Origin of the sequence: Arthrospiribacter ruber, assembly GCF_019343195.1 — a bacterium.
Taxonomy (GTDB): Bacteria; Bacteroidota; Bacteroidia; order Cytophagales; family Cyclobacteriaceae; genus Arthrospiribacter; species Arthrospiribacter ruber.
Genome location: NZ_RPHB01000002.1, coordinates 227,164 through 245,672, shown reverse-complemented (window position 1 = coordinate 245,672; position 18,509 = coordinate 227,164). Strand labels below are relative to the sequence as shown.

General features: G+C 41.4%; 14 protein-coding genes. All 14 read right to left on the bottom strand.

Going from position 1 to position 18,509, the window contains the following annotated elements; all coding sequences use genetic code 11:
- Positions 1-227: 227 nt before the first annotated feature.
- Entirely contained in the window at positions 228-956 is a 729-nt protein-coding gene (locus EGN73_RS04065) for a hypothetical protein (protein WP_219287200.1), read from the bottom strand.
- 364 nt (positions 957-1,320) lie between these two features.
- Positions 1,321-2,043, bottom strand: coding sequence for a ferredoxin reductase domain-containing protein (locus EGN73_RS04060; RefSeq protein ID WP_219287199.1), 723 nt, complete (start codon positions 2,041-2,043; stop codon positions 1,321-1,323).
- Between the two features lie 52 nt (positions 2,044-2,095).
- A complete protein-coding gene (locus EGN73_RS04055; protein WP_219287198.1) occupies positions 2,096-2,722 on the bottom strand; it encodes a Crp/Fnr family transcriptional regulator in 627 nt (208 codons plus the stop codon).
- Between the two features lie 445 nt (positions 2,723-3,167).
- Entirely contained in the window at positions 3,168-3,584 is a 417-nt protein-coding gene (locus EGN73_RS04050; RefSeq protein WP_219287197.1) for a VOC family protein, read from the bottom strand.
- 64 nt (positions 3,585-3,648) lie between these two features.
- Positions 3,649-5,274, bottom strand: a complete 1,626-nt coding sequence (locus EGN73_RS04045; RefSeq protein ID WP_219287196.1) for a PepSY-associated TM helix domain-containing protein — start codon at positions 5,272-5,274, stop codon at positions 3,649-3,651.
- On the bottom strand, positions 5,271-5,567 hold the full coding sequence (locus EGN73_RS04040) for a hypothetical protein (protein ID WP_219287195.1): 297 nt from the start codon (positions 5,565-5,567) through the stop codon (positions 5,271-5,273). Before EGN73_RS04040 ends, EGN73_RS04045 begins: the two co-directional genes overlap by 4 nt.
- A 5-nt stretch (positions 5,568-5,572) precedes the next feature.
- Positions 5,573-5,902 (bottom strand): hypothetical protein, encoded by a 330-nt coding sequence (locus EGN73_RS04035; protein WP_219287194.1) that lies wholly within the window; start codon positions 5,900-5,902, stop codon positions 5,573-5,575.
- A gap of 88 nt (positions 5,903-5,990) precedes the next feature.
- On the bottom strand, positions 5,991-6,686 hold the full coding sequence (locus EGN73_RS04030) for a DUF4198 domain-containing protein (RefSeq protein WP_219287193.1): 696 nt from the start codon (positions 6,684-6,686) through the stop codon (positions 5,991-5,993).
- Between the two features lie 44 nt (positions 6,687-6,730).
- Entirely contained in the window at positions 6,731-7,057 is a 327-nt protein-coding gene (locus EGN73_RS04025; RefSeq protein WP_219287192.1) for a DUF6686 family protein, read from the bottom strand.
- Positions 7,058-7,302: 245 nt separating this feature from the next.
- Positions 7,303-9,666 carry a TonB-dependent receptor gene (locus tag EGN73_RS04020; RefSeq protein WP_246611465.1) on the bottom strand — a complete coding sequence of 788 codons (2,364 nt, stop codon included), beginning with the start codon at positions 9,664-9,666 and terminating at the stop codon, positions 7,303-7,305.
- A gap of 121 nt (positions 9,667-9,787) precedes the next feature.
- Positions 9,788-10,996, bottom strand: coding sequence for a PepSY-associated TM helix domain-containing protein (locus EGN73_RS04015; RefSeq protein ID WP_219287191.1), 1,209 nt, complete (start codon positions 10,994-10,996; stop codon positions 9,788-9,790).
- Positions 10,997-11,027: 31 nt separating this feature from the next.
- Positions 11,028-13,406, bottom strand: a complete 2,379-nt coding sequence (locus EGN73_RS04010) for a TonB-dependent receptor (protein WP_219287190.1) — start codon at positions 13,404-13,406, stop codon at positions 11,028-11,030.
- Between the two features lie 156 nt (positions 13,407-13,562).
- Positions 13,563-15,917: a TonB-dependent receptor gene (locus EGN73_RS04005; protein WP_219287189.1), complete on the bottom strand. Its 2,355-nt coding sequence runs from the start codon at positions 15,915-15,917 to the stop codon at positions 13,563-13,565.
- A 164-nt stretch (positions 15,918-16,081) separates the two neighbouring features.
- Positions 16,082-18,457, bottom strand: a complete 2,376-nt coding sequence (locus EGN73_RS04000) for a TonB-dependent receptor (protein ID WP_219287188.1) — start codon at positions 18,455-18,457, stop codon at positions 16,082-16,084.
- Between the last annotated feature and the right edge of the window lie 52 nt (positions 18,458-18,509).

Below are 18,509 nucleotides of genomic sequence, written 5' to 3'. Positions count from 1 at the left end.
GTTTGCATTTGATCAATACCTACAAGTAACTTGTCCGCCTTGGTGGATCGGATCTAGAGGACTCGGGATCAGGGTGATTTAAGACCCACTTTAAATTGGATGCCTGAATGATTTCGGATATACATATCAAATTAAACAATTGGATTCAGAAGCTGAATTTCTTAGGGTTTATTTTCCGGAAATTGCCCTTCAACAAATCATCAAATTTGTCATGTAATGGGGCAAGTTTATAACAAAAACCTCCAAGAAAGATGAATAGGGTTTAGGGCGATTGTATTTTTTCCGGTTTTGAATATCGGAGTGAATTGGTATATCACCCCCACTGAAGAAGAATTGAGTATGCTAAAAAAGTTATTTAGCCTACCTTTTACACCTATAGAAAGTTCTGCTTGAAACAAGGCTCTGTTTACATAACTATTGAGACGTATATTAGATTGTTCAGTATTTTCTCTAAAGTAGTAACTACTATTTAGTGGACTCGAAAATCTAAGGCCTCCTTGTAAAAATAGAGCACCTTCTTTTCTGCAACCACCTTCTACACATTCAGTGTCTTGAAAAGTTCGTGTTTTAAAATGGTATCTTCCCAGTACACTCCATCCTATGGCAGTTTGACTTAGACCAGTGTATTTAATGCCGGGAGGTGCTTGCGCAAGAATTATTCTTGACTCCGATGGGTCGGTTCTTATATAACCATCAAAGTTATAATTAAGAATATCCAATTCAGCCAGTGATACTATTGAAAACTTGTCGTTAATCCTCCTTTCAATCAAAAGCCCCAACTGAATATTTTCGCGACCTTGATTGTAAATATCCTCAGGCATATTTGTAATTGTGGAATATCCAAAGCCAAATGATCCATTAAATTTCCATTGATTTTTATTTTGAGCATTTGCATTAAAACCTACAAAAAGCAATGCTAATGTTATAGTATACTTAGAAAATTTTGTACTCATCATTTTTTTTTTTTTGTTTATGTTGTCGAAATGATTTAATGTTTTCAGCTATGCAATCTTTAAAAGATCTTGGAGGTAGTTCCAAAATATCCTCAATGACAGAATTAAGGGTGTGACCTTCGGGCGGTGTATTTGAGTACCTCCCATATAAATAGTCTATTGCTTCATCATTGTAGTTCATTTTTCCCACTTTTCATAGATAGGTCTACTTCGCATCTAAATCCATTAATGCAATGTCTTAACCTATTGCCGTCCCAATTTTCTTTACTTGGCCTATGTGTATTTCTCTCAAAGTCAAATTTCTCTTTCCTATCCAAAAATCATTTTTGTCCAACTGATCACCTTAATTGAAATATCGAATTATTCTTTATTCCAAACCTGTTTTGCCTGACATCCAGAATGGTTTTGCCTTAAGCTGCCTTCTTGAAACTCCCAAATCCCTTAAAAATAAGTTGTGCAGTTTTACAGTCATATTACCTTCACCACCAATATAAATCATGGTGTCATGGTCAAATTTTAGTTCGCGACAATAATTTAAAAATTGAAGATCATTTCCCTTATTGATAGGATGAAATGAAAATGGCCGTGATCCATCAAAATCCTGAAATAAGCCTGTCTCATCCGTCCCATAAAATATTCCCTTGATGCTTTGGTTTTCTTTGCGGTATTTTCTGAAAGAATAAAAATGGGCAAGCGCCGAAACATCTCCAATGAATAAAATACTCTTTTTGGACTCCTCCAATGTGAATTTACCAAGTGGGTCAGAAATGAAAAGAGGAGTTCCAATTTCCGATTCTAAAGCCCATCGGCTTCCAGGTCCTTCTGAACTGGTGCAAATAGCAAGGTCTACTACTGATCCTTCTTTGCTTTTGTTGTAGTTCCAGACTGAATAGGTTCTGACCCGGTCACGAAGCTTTCCTGCTTGTTTCGGGTACAATAATAGCCGGAGATGTTGACCGGGTTTGTAGTTTGAAAAACGTATGTCTCCTTTCAATTTGAAATGAAAAACCTCTTCTGTCAGCTTTTTTTTGTCAATTACAAAAGCTTCATTCAAAAATAATTTCGTGAAAATCCGTTCTTCAATGTTCATAAATTTTATCTTATTTTGATTTTGACAAAATTATCTTACGAACACATTGAAGTCATTCACCTGGGTTAACTTTTGATTTATTTAACATGCGTTTTCTGATCCTACTTAAAGATTGAGGTTTGACATTTACAAATGAAGCAACATAATATTGAGGTATTCTCTGGATCAAATCAGGATATTTTTTTAAAAACCGCTCATATTTGGCTTCAGGACTTTCAGTATAAAAAGAAGTTAGTTTTTCAATAGCATCTAAAAACAGGTTTTCGCTAATTATACGGCCTAGCTTTTGTCCTTCAGAAATCTTTTTGTATAAAACCTGTAAGTCATTAAAAGTTATACATAACATTTCAGTGTCCTCTAAGCACGAAATTGATTTCGAAGATTCAGATTGGTTTAAAAAGCTTTCGTAATTACTGACGAATTCATTTTCCTGGCAAAAATCATAAACATGTAGTTCCACCGAGTCTATAAAATATGCTACAAGCCCTTTTGTTATAAAGCCAATCTCTTTGCAGACTTTTCCCTCTTCAAGAAAATAATCTCCTTGATTGAATTTTTTTACTTTGAATAAAGCTCTAATCAATGTTTCTTCATCTTTGTTTAATTTAATGATTTGAGAAACAATTGAAATGAGAATATTCATTCCTCGATTAGGATCATTAAAGCTTTCATCGGTCATTTTTGTTAGTTTATCCTCTAAATTGGTTAATCAGATATTGCCTTTCCACCTGGGTTTTTTTCTGAGTCTACTTTACCAATTGAATGTGATAAAGTGAAAACCCTTTCCTTCCATAGCTTTTTGCGTTCTCTTCATTTTTATTTCACTAACTTAGGTTTTGGCGGACTTAGTCAAGAGTTAGTAAATGTAAACCTACCAAATCCTCACAACCGAAAATACCCTTTACAGAGTATTTTTACACAAACAAATAAAAAGACTGACCAAACTTGAATCAGATCTGGATTTAACTCATCTGGTCACTTGAGTTTTTCAGGAGATCCTTGGGTGTCCAAGTAAGGATCGTCCCCTTATCCTGTTAAACCGGATTCGGTGAATTATAAAAATATCATTTATTCGGATTACTGAATCGCTTCTATCCTAAGGAGTCAGCAGTTTAAATAAGCATTTAAGATGTTTGGTTTTTCTTGTAGTTTAGGTACCAGTGAATTCCAAACTTATCGATGACACAGACTAAACTGGAATCAATCGTAGTCTGAAATAGCTCAAAAGTGACTTCTCCTTCTACTTTTAACTTTTCAAAAACGGCTTGATGTTCTTCTTCAATATCAAAATTAATGGTCATTCCTATCCCATTTCCGAAATTGACTGCTTCTTTTTCGAATCCATCTGAAATATAAAAATGGATGTTTTCCGCTTTGAATTCAGCATGGGAAATCTTGGTTTTGTAGGACTCGGAAACCTCGTAGGAAGTTTCTGAAAACCTTTGGATAAATAGAATCTCACCGCCAAAACAGTGTTGGTAGAATTTCAAAGCTTCCTCAGCTCTTCCTTTGATTGTAAAATATGCAATTAACGTTTTCATGGTATATAATTGTTTTGGGTTTTCTTCTTGTTGTGATTCCTTTTTCAACTAGTCTTTTACATTTTTAGGTGTTTTGAAGGGAATGTTTTTTGATAGGCTTTGCAATAGATTCTGATGCTGGTTCCGGGCTCTCCGTCCGGTTCATTTTGTAAAAAGTCCACAAGGAAATCAGAGAAGTGGTCAACCAAAGCATATCCACGGTAAAAAGTTGGACCTGATCACTGTTGAAAGTGCTCCAGAACCAGTTTCCTGTGACCATACCGTTGGCAATAGGGATAGTGAGTCCGATGACCGCACCAGACAAAAGACTATATTTCGTTATGGAACGGTTGTTCCTGAGTGCGGTCAGCAGCACTGTGATACCCAGCCAACTGTAGAAGAACACCTGAAATATAAATCTCATGGGATCAGGGTTAAGTTCTGTCAAAAATACTTTGACAGCAAAGAATGCAATAGCTGTAGTAGGATACATGCCCAGGCAAAGGGCCAGGTAGATCCAAACCAGCCAGGCATTGAATTTCCGCTTGATGTCCGGAGTGCTTTTTTTGTCCCGTGCTACCAGCCATACCATGACACCTGATAGGATTACAAAACAGGATACCAATCCTAGAATAAAATAGACAATCCTAAGCCCCAAACCCCCAAAATCGCCAAAATGAAGTTTTCTCAATACATCAGCCGATGCATGAAGATAGTTCGGGTTGCTATTTAGGTCTTGATGGTAAACGGGTTCTTCGTCATGGGCATTGAAGATTGCCTCTCCTTTGCCTGAAAATCTGGACTTAGGATAAGGTGCACCCTGAATGGAGATATGCATATTTTGATCTCCATAAGAATACAATGAGATTGATTTTAATTCAAAATCTCCCCATTTATCCCCCGCTTTTTTGAGCATCAGATTTATATCAGGGATTTTTTCGAGCTTTTGGTAATTTAATTCATACACAGGTGGGTTAAACCCCATGTCTTCGTAGAGTTTTTCCTGGTCGCCTTTATAAATCAGAGACAGCACCGGAGGTGCCATCACAGTAGTTCCTATAATGAGAAAGACGCCGGTTACGGCAAAAATAAACTGGTAGGGAAGACCCAAAATTCCCAATGCGGTATGCGCATCAGTCCAAAGGTTTTTAAGCTTTGCCTGTGGACGGAAAAGGTAAAAGTTAGAAATGATCTTGTCCCAATGGATCCAGACCCCTGTGATCAGTGCAAAAAGAAAAAAGAAAGTGACAAAACCCGCAAGCATATAGCCTGACCTCCCATACAGGTTCAATTGTGCGAAAAAATGGAGCCTGTACAGAAACTCACCCAAGGTATATGAGCTTCTATAATCTGTTGAGCTAAAGTCTTTGAGGTTGGTGTAAAAGAAACTACCAGGTGTGCCAGCAGCACTTTGTGTAGTGTCTTTGGTGGCCGAAATGCTTACGTTGGCCCTTTGGCTGAGCTTATATTGGCGGATGGTGATATCCCTGTTGCCCAATTCATGACGGGAGGCCAATGTGTCTATCAACCGGTTAAAATCTGTTTCTAAAAAAACCTGCTCAGTGACCGCTTCATTTCTCTCCCATGCCTCTATATCATCCCTGAAAAATGAATAGGATCCAGCGAAAAAAATGACATAAAGGGCTGCACTGATGATGATTCCACTGATGGTATGGGTATGGAAGAGGATGTTGTAATTTCTGATATTCATGGTAGAGGTCTATAGATTTGTCCAAAATAAATGGCAATTGCAAAAACTGATGTTACCAGCAGGTAGATTCCCCATACTTTCCAACCGTTTTTGGCCAGGAATGCAAAAACCATCAAGAAAGCCCAGAGAATAAATCCGGCATACCTTAAGGTCATCACCATGTTGATATGGTCAGTCCAAAATGCAAGGGCAATGAAAAATGAAACTGAGACCATATAGCCCCCGATAAATCCGGCTGAAATCTTAGTCAGTCTTTGGCTCCAGGTAGAAAGGTGTTTTTTGTTGGCTGGCATAGGACTTAGATGAACAGTTCGAGAATCAGACTTATTGCGAAAAGCAGCAATAGAACTCTGAAATTGAATATATTAAGTGGATAGAGGAGGACAACAAGGCTTCCTGCCGTCATCAGAATGACCAAGAAGGAAAAAATTCCGGAACCAAAGCCCAATTGCATGATGTGGAGGATCAGCCCCAAAGTTAAGGATGCCAAACCCAAGACCTTGCTTGTAGAAGCATTGGCATAAGCCCAGGTTCTTAACACGGTATGTGAAGAAAGGATTACCCGCCTCGAGCTGAGGTAGTTTAAGATAAAACCAACAGTCGTGAACCCGATTACAATTGTATACATGTTTAGGTCTTTTGTTTTTGGTAGTATGGTAATGAACATCCCGCCAGCTGTGCAGACTGGCGGAATGTTGAAAAATTGTTTTGTGCAGTTAAAAAATTATGTCGAACCTATACGTTGCGCATCTCCATATGGCCTCATATGGGTTTCCATGGTGCTGACCGGATTCCTTGACGCTCGTAATTGCTTCCAGAAGATATGACCCTTCCCAAGGAGTTTCGATGGTGACCATTCCCAGGTCGTCGGTGGTGAATACCTTTGACCAGCCTGTAGGCCCTGCAAGTTCGACAGAAGTGCCGGGAGAAACTTGGTTTTTGTAGAGTACCAAGTAGGAATTTTCGTTTTGTGGTATGATTTTCAAGTCGCTCGGGATGGATTCAGCCAGGCTTTTACCGTTGGAATGCCCCACTTTTACAGAAGCTGATGTGTTGAACTGGTAAATGGTTTTCCCTCCCAAGTCTTTGGCTGCATGGCTGATGTAGAGGAAATATTCTCCATCCTGCTCTGGTGTAAATGAAGCATCGAAATATTTGGAGTGAGGAGTGGTTCCAAGTTTTTGTTTTTCTCCAGAGGGAGACACCAGCCACAATTCAAATTCCCTAGTGTCGGAATACCAATCGTCCAATGCTTCAATATGGCCTTCTGCATATTCCCCATAATGGATTTTGATTTCATGCTTTTTACCTTTTTCCCCCTTCGGAGAGGTTACAATCCATAAGGCATGGGACCAAGCAGATGTGATAGTGAAAAGCATTGCTATCATTAAGAAGATTTTCTTTGTTTCCATGATTTTGATTTTCTAATAGTTTTAAGGTTTAATTTAATTGAAGCCTATTGCTTCATGAGTTCTGCAATCTGAAAATGAATTTTGACTTCGTTTAGGTATGCCTTGAACATGTAAAACTCTTCCTCCTTCAGGGTGAATTGGATTTCTGCATGGTAGGTTTCCAATACCATCCTGTCGATTCCGTCATAAAAAGGGAAACTGTGGGAGTCAAATTCCAAATGATCAACATACCGGATAAATGAACTGAAATCGTAAGAATTTAGCCGGATCATAAATTGCTGGTACATCAGGCAGAATGTGTCACAATCCTCACAATGGGTAAGGATAAACCCATCTTTCATCAATATTACTTCTGTATTGCAATTGCTCATCCCGCTTTGATTTAGAACTGTTGAGGTATGTTAATTTTAATTAGATTAAGTATTAATAAAAGCAAATATAAAGATTCTCTCTGTGGTATTGGAGTTATTTAGAATAATTTTAAATAACATTTTTCTATGAAGTTTGATAGTTAATAGATGCACTTTATTTCGGGCCAAATCCTGCAATATTGATTGCTTATGCTAAGCAGGAGGGGCAATGTACCTGAAGGCTAAATGTTATTAATGCAGCTGCCTCAAAACCTGAGGGTCAGGTTCGCCATATAGTTAGTAGGTGCCTGAGCTACGCCCAAAAATGACCAATATTGCTCATTGGTGATGTTGTTTAACTTTAGCCCAATTCTCCAATTTCCCTGGTCATAAAATGCAGTTGCATTCAATAGGGTATAGGATGGAATGGAAAACACATTGTCTGTAAACATGTATGTACTCCCAACATGATTACCTCCAATACCTACACCAAAGCCTTTCAATCTATGCTGGAAGCTGTAGGAAGCCCAGAAATTTGCTACATGTTCAGGTGCATCATTGGCCTTATTGCCTTCAATGGATTCATCACTTGCCCTGATTATCCTGTTGTCATTGTAGGCATAGCCAGCGATTAGGTTCAAACCTGAAATTGGGTTGGCAATGACTTCTATATCCAGCCCTTTACTTACCTGTTGGCCATCTTGTACTGCAAAACCGTCAGCATTTACCCGGACTGCATTGTCTATGGCGATATGGTAATAGCTGATGGTTGTACTTAGTCTTTTTTCAAATACTTCTGCTTTGATACCTCCTTCGGATTGGGTGGCAAAAACCGGGTCTATGGATAATTGTTGGCCGTTTGGCTGCATCCTAGGTGCCTGATTTTGGAATCCGCTCATGTAGTTGCCGAACACAGAAACCCTGTCTTTTAGCACTTGGTAAACAAGCCCTACTTTAGGTGCCAAGGCTGTCTGCTCAAAGCCGGCAACATCGCCGTCATCCGGTCTTTTGAAATGATCCAACCTCAAACTTAACATTGTCGAAAGGCGGTCAGTTAATTGAATGACATCTGCGATGTATGCACTGTATGTAAGATCATTGTGGCTATGCCAACCCGGGAAAAATCTCGGTATCAGTCGTGAATCCATTTCAAATCTTCTAAGAGGTCTGAAATCATTGGTTACATTGACAGTATCAATAAAACCATCTGTTGTGGAGTATTCACTTCTGGAATCGAATGCCCTCAGATTAGCACCTATAAGAACTTTGTGGCCAACACTTCCAGTTTGGAATTCACCATTGAAGTTTTGCTGGAAGTTGGTGTAGTTTGCATAGATAGGTCCCCACATGCCAACCGATCTGGCGACTTCAGTAGGCGAGATCCAAGTGGGCTGGGCTTGGTAACTATGGTTGACATCCTCATTGAGGAAGGAAAATAAGGTAGTGGAAGTCCAGTTTTTACCCAGTTGGTATTTGGCTTGGGCGAATAACTTTGTTGCGGCAGTCTGTGAGTCTGCGTCCTCATGGTATAGAGCTGTTCTATAATCAATTTGAAGTTGTCTGGGGCTGGTGATTCCAGAACCTGATGCATACCTGGAATATTGGGGTCTGTTACTGTTTGCATTGAAGTACTCCATATCCAAGCTTATAGTTAGTCGCTCGGAAGCCTTGTACAACAAACTCGGAGCAATGATGAAGGTATTGTTGAAACCATAATCCATAAAACTTTTTTCACGGTTCAGGGCAGTATTAACCCGCAGTAACACCGTATTAGCTTCATTAAGTGGTGTATTTACATCTGCAGCAATGCGGTGCAGGTTAAAGCTTCCAGTTGTATAAGCAATTTCGGTTTGCCTTTCTTCCATAGGGGCTTTTGTTACCAAGTTGACTACCCCTCCAAAAGAAGATACATTAGCACCAAATAATGTTGCTGATGGGCCTTTCAATATTTCAATCCGCTCAACATTTGCAATGTCAAGACTGGATCGGCCCGTGGCCGATTCCATGCCATTTCTGGCATTGATACCTGTACTGAATCCCCTGAATGTTGTCCCAAATCCACCGGATGCATAGGTGATGGGAACTACGCCAGGTGCATTTCTGACAGTCTCCCCGATGTCTGTGATTACCTGCTCCTTTATCAGTTCTTTGCTCACCACATTGTAAACTTGCGGGTTTTCCAAATTCTCCAATGGCATACGGGCAACATAGTCTGTCTTTTTGTTGGCCAATGGATTTATCTTGGAGTCAGTCAAGGTAAATTCCAACAGGTCACTGCCGTTTTCCAGAAGACTTACAGCTGGGACCTTCAGTGTCTGTCCATTTTCCAGTTTGAGTTGGATTTCTTTTGTTGCATAACCCAAATGGGAGATAACCAAAATGTATTTTCCTGCTGATACCTGATCAATAGTAAAAAGACCTTCTTCATCGGTAAGTGCACCTTTGTTTTTGTCTTTGAGATAGACATTGGTAAAAGGGAGGGGCAGGCCTGTCTCAGTAATTACCTTTCCCTGGATAGTAGCTGGATTTTGCTGGGCCTGGACAGTTTGTAGCAAGCTTGAAATAATCATCAAGCAGATTAGGCTGCCAAGGAAGCTATGCTTGATGTTGAGTGATTTCTTTGTTTTCATATTTTGTAAATGGTTTTAAAGTATGATTGATAGGTGTAAAGGGGTTTAATTCACATTTCTCTACCATAAAGCCAGTAGTTGAAAGTGTTTTTAAAAACAGCAAGATTATTTTCAGTTATTTCTAATTGACATGTTCTTTTGAAGGTTTTGTATTAGGATTGTCTTGCCACTGCATTCGGTGGTTTTTGCTCTTCATTTTTCCGTAAACACGGTTATACCAGATCATGAATCCAGTGACAGGAAGGCTTGAGGCTATCAGGCTGGCAAAAAAGGCGAGGATTTTCCCAGGTAAGCCGAGGATACTACCTACATGAATAGGGTAATTCATGCTTCTGTATTTTTCTCCTTTGGTTTTATCCGTGTAAGTCAATTGTTCTAAAACCTTAGCCGTTTCGGGATGATATTGGTATATGTCAAATCGGTGTCTCTGGAAGCTGTTTTTATAAAGTGTCAATCCCTGAAATGGAAAAGCACCTTCCAGTTTTCGGATTTCGTACCGATCGGCTTCTGGATTTTTTTGTTTCAGGTCAGACAGGATAAGGTCATGAATCCCAGCCTCATATTGGCTCTCAGCAAAATCAGCATATTCTGAAACCCTCTTTGGAGAATTTTTCCCTCCATTGGCCAGCCAGTCCACGCCTGTACTAAACCAAGTAAAGGCCCATACCAATCCTGTCAGAGCGATGATCAAACCTAAGGACAGGATATAGAAGCCAAGTATGTTGTGGAGGTCGTAGTTTTTCCGCTTGAATTTTGTACTGGATTTCCAGCGAAACCAGTACCGTTGCTTGGCTGCAGCTTTATTTTTCGGCCACCACAATACCAATCCAGAGATGAGCAACAAGATGAAAACCACTGTACTCCAACCTACTATTTGCTTTCCGATATTGCCTAATAGCAAGTTGTAATGGATCCAAAGTACTATTCGGAAGAATTCAAGACGAGTATTTTCTACCATCAGTATTTCCCCACTGTAGGGGTTTACATAAGCAGTAAGGTAATATTCAGAGGTGTTGAAGTAATTCCAACCTGTTGGATTAGTTTTGTAGGTAGAAAAGTGATAGCTTTTGCCAGGTTTGGCCGGGATCTTAACCGATGAAATAAGCTTATCTTTTCCAAGTGCCTCCTGTGCAATGGGAAGCAAGTCTTCAAGTGGCAGGGGGGCTTGCCCGGAGTGGCCGGCAGTATAGCGCTGTTGGTAAACCAGTTGCTTCAACTCTTCCTCAAACACATAGATGCAGCCTGTAATGCCGAGAATAACCACCACCAGCCCGGATGCCAATCCGAGCCAGAGGTGGAGTTTTTTGATAAGAGGTTTAAGCAGGTTCATGGAATAAGATTTATAAAGTATATTTTACTTTTTATTTCAGTAGGACACCTACACTCAGGACAGCCCTTCTGGTCCATAGAGGTTCGTAAAGACCGTTACTGCCCAAATAGCCTATGTTATCAGTGAGGTTGGTGACATTGAGCCTTGTAAAGAAGTTTTTGTAATTATATCCCAATGAAGCATCCATAGACCAGTATGCCTTTGTTTCTTGATGGGGAAGGTTGTCATTGGCTGTATAGAATTTGCCGTTATAGAAAAAACCGTAGCCGAATTCCAATCCTTTCAGTTTTGTACGGTCCATTTTATAGTTTGCCCATAGGCTGAAGTTCTCCCTGGCATTCCCCAAAAGTTGGTTTCCACTTTCAAAAGCGGGGTCTTCAACGATTACTGCATCGATGTAGGAAGCTGTCAGGTTGACGTTGAGTTGGGGGGTGATTTTGCCATTGATGTCCAGTTCTATTCCCTTGCTTCGGTGATGGGCATCTTGATAAATGGCAGACTGATGTACAGGGTGGTAAATCAAGTAAGGGAAAGTGGGCTCGGAAGTGAGATTGAAAACCCTACCTACCACATTCTTTTTGTCAATCTGGAAGAAAGCAAGACCTACCCCGATCCGTTCGTCAAGCAAATTGGATTTTATACCAAATTCCACCTGGTCGGCATCAGTCTCCGGTAGTACAATTTGGTGAACCCGATCCCACCCATTCTGCTCAAAGGAATTGGTGTATGAAGCATATAGGGAAAGGTTTTGGGAAGGCTTTACCAAAATCCCAATCCGTGGGGATAGAGGGGTTTTGGTATCATCCTGATAACCTTCGGGGCTGGGGTTGTCTGTGGTATAAATCCCTCCTTGCTGGGTATGGTTAAACCGCAGTCCTAAAAGGGCTATCACGCGTTCATCCCACAGAAAGAGTTGATCTTGTATATATAATCCCCCTCGCTGGATAAAACTGCCATTCTCTTTCATACCATCATATCCCATTGCTTTTGGAAGCGTTACAGTACCATACACAGGGTTGAATATATTGATTGGGTCAGCTTCGACATTGATAGGAGGGGTACCATAGCTATTGTTGATCATATAATCCCCACCTATGACGATATTATGCCTAATACTTCCGGTAGTCAGCTGACCGACCAGATCCAGGGTGTTGCCCCAACCCCTCCAATAGGATTGACCGATCCAGGTCATCCTTCTTAGGTTGCCTTGTTCATCGGTTTGCCTGTTGGGAAAATAGAGGTTCTGATTGTCTCTGGAAGTGTTGGTATAGTAGGAGGTATTGCGTAATTGCCAGTTGGGACTGATGTTGAAATGGAGTTCCGAATACAATCCCAGGTCCTGGAAGCGGTAGTTGTTGGAAGGCTCGCCCAGAAACCGGCTGATCGGCAATTCGGAAAGCCGTTCCAATGAACCGTCTGGAGAAACCAGCCCGGGGTTAAAAACCCTATCATCATCTTTTACCGTCATCTCAACATTCCAAACAAGCGAAGGGGAAACCTTCCAGGTGATGGAGGGGGCTATCATCATGCTTTTGTGTTGGACATGGTCGATAAAACTTTGGGAAGATTCAAACGTGGTGTTGAGGCGGTAAAGGAGGCTGTTGTCCTCATTTAGGGAACCACTGACATCTAATGTGGGGCGAAAGAGGCCATATTGACCTACTTTCATTTCAAGTCTCTTGTAGTCGTGTTCCAGAGGTTTTTTGGTGACAAAATTCATGACCGCTCCGGGGGCTATATCACCATATTGTATGGATGCAGGGCCTTTGAGGATTTCTACCCTTTCCATGTTGTCATTGAAGTGGTGTCCCATATTGATAATGAACATGCCGTTTCTGCGGTAACTGCTTACATTGGACATGTTGAACCCCCTGGCATTATATGTGGCATATCCTCCTCCATAGGTACCGGTGGCATTTACACCACTGACGTTTTTGACAGCATCCCTGACGTCTATGATTTGCTGCTGTTGGAGTAGTTCCTGGTCGACTAACTGTACTGATAGCGGCAGATCGATCAGCTCCGTGGCACTTTTAGTGATAGAGGCTACTTTACGTTTTTGGCCGGAAACTACCACCTCATCTAGACTTGCCGTATTCTCCTCAACCGTGAAATCCACCTGCATATTTTGTCCTCCGGCAATTGCTATGCTGACAGTTTGCCCTACTATGTCTAAAGAGGAGACCGTGAGCTGGTACTGACCGGAAGGTATGCCGGAAATCTCATAACTCCCGTCTTCCTTACTGACAGTGCCCATGTTTGTTCCTTCCAAGAATATGTTGGCAAAAGGAACCGGTGAACCGTCATTGTATTTAATGTTTCCCGAAATTTTTCCATTGGACTGTGCAAAACTTGGGGAGATAAGGAATACCAGTATGTAAGTTAGAATAGTATGCTTCAGTATTTTCATCTGTTTATAATTTGTTTTTCAAAGGTCATAATTTGTCCTGTACCGAAGGCCGGGGCGGAATCTTGCATGTGGACAATCATCTCCATGTGTAACTTCTGTGACATGTTCGATTGCATGTGTATTGAATTTCAGGTATTGTGAATAAGAAGGCCGGTGTTAAAACCTGAATGAAAAGTTGGCCACAAAATTCCTCGTAAACTGCTGGTTTCCGGAGATGTCCCAATACCGCTCATCCGTGATGTTGTTGAACTTGAGTCCTGCTCTCCATTGGCCTGTATCGTAAAATGCCGTGGCGTTGAGCAGGTGGTAGGAAGGAATTACCATGGTATTGCTGGCATTGTAGTAGCTTTCACCCACATAATTCCCTCCGAATCCCAGCCCAAGCCCTTTGATATTGGCTATAGGCAGCCGATAGCTTATCCAATAGTTGACCATGTGCTGGGGTGCCCCTTGTACCAGGTTGCCTTCAAAGCTTTCCGCCCGGACAATTTTGTTTTCGTTGAAGCCGTATCCCGTTACGATGTTCAAGCCAGAAATGGGGTTGGCAATCAATTCCAGTTCAACACCCTTGCTGACCTGCTGTCCGTCTTGGAAAGTAAATTGGTCATCCCCCATCCGGATGGCATTGTCTATGCTTATGTGGTAATAGCTGAGGGTGGCGTTCAGCTTGTTGTTCAACAGTTCTGTCTTGACCCCTCCTTCCATTTGATTGGCAAATACAGGGTCGGGAGTGAACACATTACCATCGGGTTGATCTCTGGGAGCTTGATTTTGGAAGCCATTCATATAGTTGGCAAACAGGGAAACGCGATCTTTTAAAGGCTGGTAGATTATTCCAAGTTTGGGAGAGAAGGCCGTTTGGGTAAAGGGGCTTCCCTGTGTCCTTTCGAAGCGATCCCATCGAACACTTAGCATAGTTGAAAGGCGGTCAGTCCATTGGATGACATCTGAAACATAAGCACCAAAGGAATTTTGCCCTATTTCGCCTACCGCTACCGTGGTAGGGTCGGCCAGCAATTGATCAACAGTTGTTTTCCCTATATACCGGTAAGATTGCGGTAAGAATAGTGTGTCAAACTCAAAACTCCTTCTGCTGATGCTGGATTCATGAAGGTATTCATAGCTAATTCCCAAAAGCAGGTTGTGGTGAACAGACCCAGTTTGAAAGGAACCATTAAAATTTTGTTGAATATTGGCTGAGGTTCTTTCTCTAGGCCCGAAGTTCACTACATAAGGGAGCACAGTTGTTTTGTTTATCCATTGGTGATAGGGTTGGTAACCATTTTCATTATATTCGTTGATATGGGAAATATCTGTGGTGGAAGTCCAGTTGCTCCCGAGATCATACTGAATTCTCGTAAAGTATTTTACCGCTTCCGAGTCACTTTGCAGGTCATTTAGAAAAAAGGACTTTTCAAATTCCATAGGAATATCCCTGAAACTGCCGAAGTCAGCACCAGCTCCCAAAAGGGTCATTGGAAGACGGGTGGACAGGCTTCTCATATACTCCAAATCAAAGAGAATAGAAAGCCGGTCGTTGACCTGATATGAGAGACTTGGTGCTACGGCAAGTCTTTTTCCTCTTCCAAATTCATTGAAGCTGTTTTGTTGATGGTGTACAGCATTCAGGCGGAACAGTAAGGTCTTTTCCTTATTGAGTGGGGAATTTACATCCACATTGAACCTGCTCAGGCCAAAACTTCCCAGACCATAACCTACTTGGCCCTTAAATTCGGAATGTGGCTTTTTGGTAACCAGGTTGATGGCTCCTCCAAATGAAGATACATTTGATCCGAAAAGTGTTCCCGAAGGACCTTTGATCAGTTCTATTCTCTCCAGATTTGCAATCTCAGTTCCCGATCGCCAAACTGAGGTTGCAAGCCCATTTCTGGCGTAACTCCAGACCCTAAACCCCCTGGATACGATACTGAACATGCCGGTGATATAATCTGCAGGAACCACCCCGGGAGCAGAGCGCAATGGTTCTTTGATGTCTGTCATAATCTGCTCCTCCATCAATTCCTTATTGACAATGCTGTACACCTGTGGATTTTCCAGGTTTTTGAGTGGCATCCGGGCTACATAGTCTGTCTCCTTGTTTGCAAATTCATTGATACGCCCGTCTGTCAAGGTAAATTCCAACAGGTCACTTCCGTTTTCCAAAAGGCTCACAGCTGGGACGTACAGGGTCTGTCCATTTTCCAGTTTGAGCTGTATTTCTTTTGTTGCATAACCCAAATGGGAGATAACTAAAATGTATTTCCCCGCTGTTACTTGGTCAATGGTAAAGTGACCCTCCTCATCGGTAAGTGCCCCTTTATTTTTGTCTTTGAGGTAAACATTGGCAAAGGGAAGGGGCAGGCCTGTCTCAGTAATTACCTTTCCCTGGATGGTGGCAGGATTTTGTTGGGCTTGGCTACTTGATATCCATACAAAATTGATCAAAATTGTCAGGCAGAAAGCAAAGGGTTTCATACCTGCTGTCTTCAGACTGCAAATTATCGTATTCATAATTATTTGGTTTAGAGGTTTTTAATAGTGGAACATTGGTTTTTGGGCTTACAGTGTCCATCCAAATAGCTGTTCAGGTTCTCACCATATATGCTGAAAAGGGCCTGACCAAGAGGCATTGTAAGTGAAGGTTATGGTAGAGGTTCTTAAAATTCATTTAGCGCTTAGAACCGTTTTTGTCCTGAGAATTCCATCGCATCTCCTTTGCCTATACCATAGCTGATACCTAAAGTGATAAATCGGCCTGCCATACCAAGTCGGTTGAATTCAAAATCTTCCCGGGATGAAACAGCCCTAAACCTTCTGGTCGCAAATACATCTCTTACACTTAAGTTGGCTACTGCCTTTCCCTTAAGGAGTTTTTTGCGCAAGCCTAAGTCTAAGAAGTAATTGTCCAGTATATCAAGTTGAAGTGTTTCATAGGCGGATTCATAGGTCCAGGCAGCTTCAAAGTCGAAGTTTGCCGGTAATTTTACTTTTCCCATAGCCCTTGAAGTCCAGCGGTCACCGGAGAATCCAAAAGTCTCCTGGTTATAAGTACCTTTTCTGGAAAAAGCATTGTAGTTTAGGTCAATATCGATAGTCGCCCAATCCCATGGGGTGTATTTGCTGTTGAATTCCAAGCCTGTCGTTCGGCTTCGACCTACATTATCCGGTTTTCTGATGCTTATATTGTCTTCCACTGTCAAGACTTCTTCTATTACATTGGTAGTAATACGCTGATATACTCCTATATTGAATGATACTTTGTCCAAGTGGTAGATTGATGTAACCTCATAAGAATCAGTGTATTCAGGCACTAAGTTTGGATTGCCTGTATAGATGTTGAAATTGTCCTGCAAAGCAAAGAAAGGGTTCAGTTCCCAAAGCCCTGGTCGGAAAATCCTTGCCGAATAGCCTGCCTGCAAAGAGTACTTGTCTGAAAATTTGTAGGAAGTATGCACCGTTGGGAAGAAATCCCCATAGCGTTGTCTGTTACTCTCTTGGGTTTCTTCAAGACGTGTGTCCAAAGCGGTATATTCAAACCTTAACCCAAGTTTTGCCCCCCATTTGTCTTTCTCCCTGGACAGGGTACTGTACAGTCCCAAGACATTCTGATCGAAGACAAATACATTTGTGAAATTTGGATCAGGAATCCACTCGTCTTCATGCTGATCAAGGACAGCAAAGTCATTGGAAACTCCGTTGATGACATACTGCGTACCTGTTTCCCATTCGTAATAGGATGAAAATGGTCTGGTGTAGTCCAATTTAAAGGTGTAGATGCCTTCTTTATAGTCAGTATTCAGTTTTTGCAGGGCATCTGGTCTGTTGCCAATTTGGGTAATGTTCTGAAAATCTGAGACCTGATCTTTGCGGAAGAATGCCCCTGTGGCGCTTGCCAAAAGGCTGTGGTCTCCCGACTCGTCAAAATCCTTCTTGACCTGAAACTCCCCCTGCCATTTGGGATTGTCGGCATAGGAATCTTCATTTCTGGACCAGACATCTGTGACCGAACCTTCCAGGTTTTTGAGGGTATAGTCATTGTTGGAATCAGTAGTTTCCTTTTCATAAGCAAACTGGCCTGATAGACTGATGACCGTTGACTTGTTGATCCGGTAGTCTGTGCCAAGTATCAGGTTATAAAACTCTTCATTAAAGTCCCTGTCGCTTAGTGTATGCAGTTCTGAGTTGTTTGCGATGTCCTTACTCCTTGTCTTATTGTGATGGGGGAATGTACGGTAGCCCACTCCCAATTGGGCAAATAGGTTGAGTTTATCAGTTCTTTTGTTGAGGCTAAGCCCAAGACTATGGTTGTTAGGGATTCCTGTGTTGAGGGTAATGGAGCCATTTAAGTTTTTTTCCCCTTCTTTTTTGAGTATGATATTGATAATGCCAGAAGTCCCTTCCGCCTCGTATTTGGCGGAAGGATTGGTAATGACTTCTATTCTTTCAATCATGTCGGCAGTGATGGTACCCATCATATTACCCTGCTCACTTGCCAATACAGATGGTTTTCCATTGATCAGGATACGGACACCTTGACTTCCCCTGAGGCTGATCTGTCCTTCTATATTGACACTCACCGAAGGGATATTGTTGAGTATATCCAAAGCACTTGCCCCGGTACTGCTGATGTCCTGCCCCAGATTGAAAACCCGCTTGTCCAATTGAAACTCTGTACGGGATCTTTCACCCTGAATCACCACTTCATCCAAAGTTTGGCTATCTTCTTCAATGAATATGTCGCCCAAATTTAAAACAGCACCATCCTCTTCAAAATCAGTGATTTTTTTGCTGAGATATCCCATAAAACTCAGTTCGATATAGAAATCCCTGTGATCGGAATGCAACTCAAAATATCCATCATCATCAGTGGTGGTTCCGTCTATCATTTGGTCGTCAGCCTTATCCCTGAGCATGACAGTCGCATAAGGAATCGATGTTTTATTGGCTGATTCCTTTACAGTTCCTGTTATAGTCAGGACTTTGACTTGTGCATACAATTGTTGGCTTCCCAATAGCAGACTAAGGAATATGAGGTAGTATGTGGTTTTCATGTGTTTGTAATTAGAAAAAGGTTTTTGTCAGGATTTTAGGCTTTAGAAATTA

Excerpts from the sequence above, each read along its gene's own strand:
- EGN73_RS04065 (WP_219287200.1), bottom strand. The coding sequence starts at position 956 with ATGATGAGTACAAAATTTTCTAAGTATACTATAACATTAGCATTGCTT.
- EGN73_RS04060 (WP_219287199.1), bottom strand. The coding sequence starts at position 2,043 with ATGAACATTGAAGAACGGATTTTCACGAAATTATTTTTGAATGAAGCT.
- EGN73_RS04055 (WP_219287198.1), bottom strand. The coding sequence starts at position 2,722 with ATGACCGATGAAAGCTTTAATGATCCTAATCGAGGAATGAATATTCTC.
- EGN73_RS04050 (WP_219287197.1), bottom strand. The coding sequence starts at position 3,584 with ATGAAAACGTTAATTGCATATTTTACAATCAAAGGAAGAGCTGAGGAA.
- EGN73_RS04045 (WP_219287196.1), bottom strand. The coding sequence starts at position 5,274 with ATGAATATCAGAAATTACAACATCCTCTTCCATACCCATACCATCAGT.
- EGN73_RS04040 (WP_219287195.1), bottom strand. The coding sequence starts at position 5,567 with ATGCCAGCCAACAAAAAACACCTTTCTACCTGGAGCCAAAGACTGACT.
- EGN73_RS04035 (WP_219287194.1), bottom strand. The coding sequence starts at position 5,902 with ATGTATACAATTGTAATCGGGTTCACGACTGTTGGTTTTATCTTAAAC.
- EGN73_RS04030 (WP_219287193.1), bottom strand. The coding sequence starts at position 6,686 with ATGGAAACAAAGAAAATCTTCTTAATGATAGCAATGCTTTTCACTATC.
- EGN73_RS04025 (WP_219287192.1), bottom strand. The coding sequence starts at position 7,057 with ATGAGCAATTGCAATACAGAAGTAATATTGATGAAAGATGGGTTTATC.
- EGN73_RS04020 (WP_246611465.1), bottom strand. The coding sequence starts at position 9,666 with ATGAAAACAAAGAAATCACTCAACATCAAGCATAGCTTCCTTGGCAGC.
- EGN73_RS04015 (WP_219287191.1), bottom strand. The coding sequence starts at position 10,996 with ATGAACCTGCTTAAACCTCTTATCAAAAAACTCCACCTCTGGCTCGGA.
- EGN73_RS04010 (WP_219287190.1), bottom strand. The coding sequence starts at position 13,406 with ATGAAAATACTGAAGCATACTATTCTAACTTACATACTGGTATTCCTT.
- EGN73_RS04005 (WP_219287189.1), bottom strand. The coding sequence starts at position 15,917 with ATGAATACGATAATTTGCAGTCTGAAGACAGCAGGTATGAAACCCTTT.
- EGN73_RS04000 (WP_219287188.1), bottom strand. The coding sequence starts at position 18,457 with ATGAAAACCACATACTACCTCATATTCCTTAGTCTGCTATTGGGAAGC.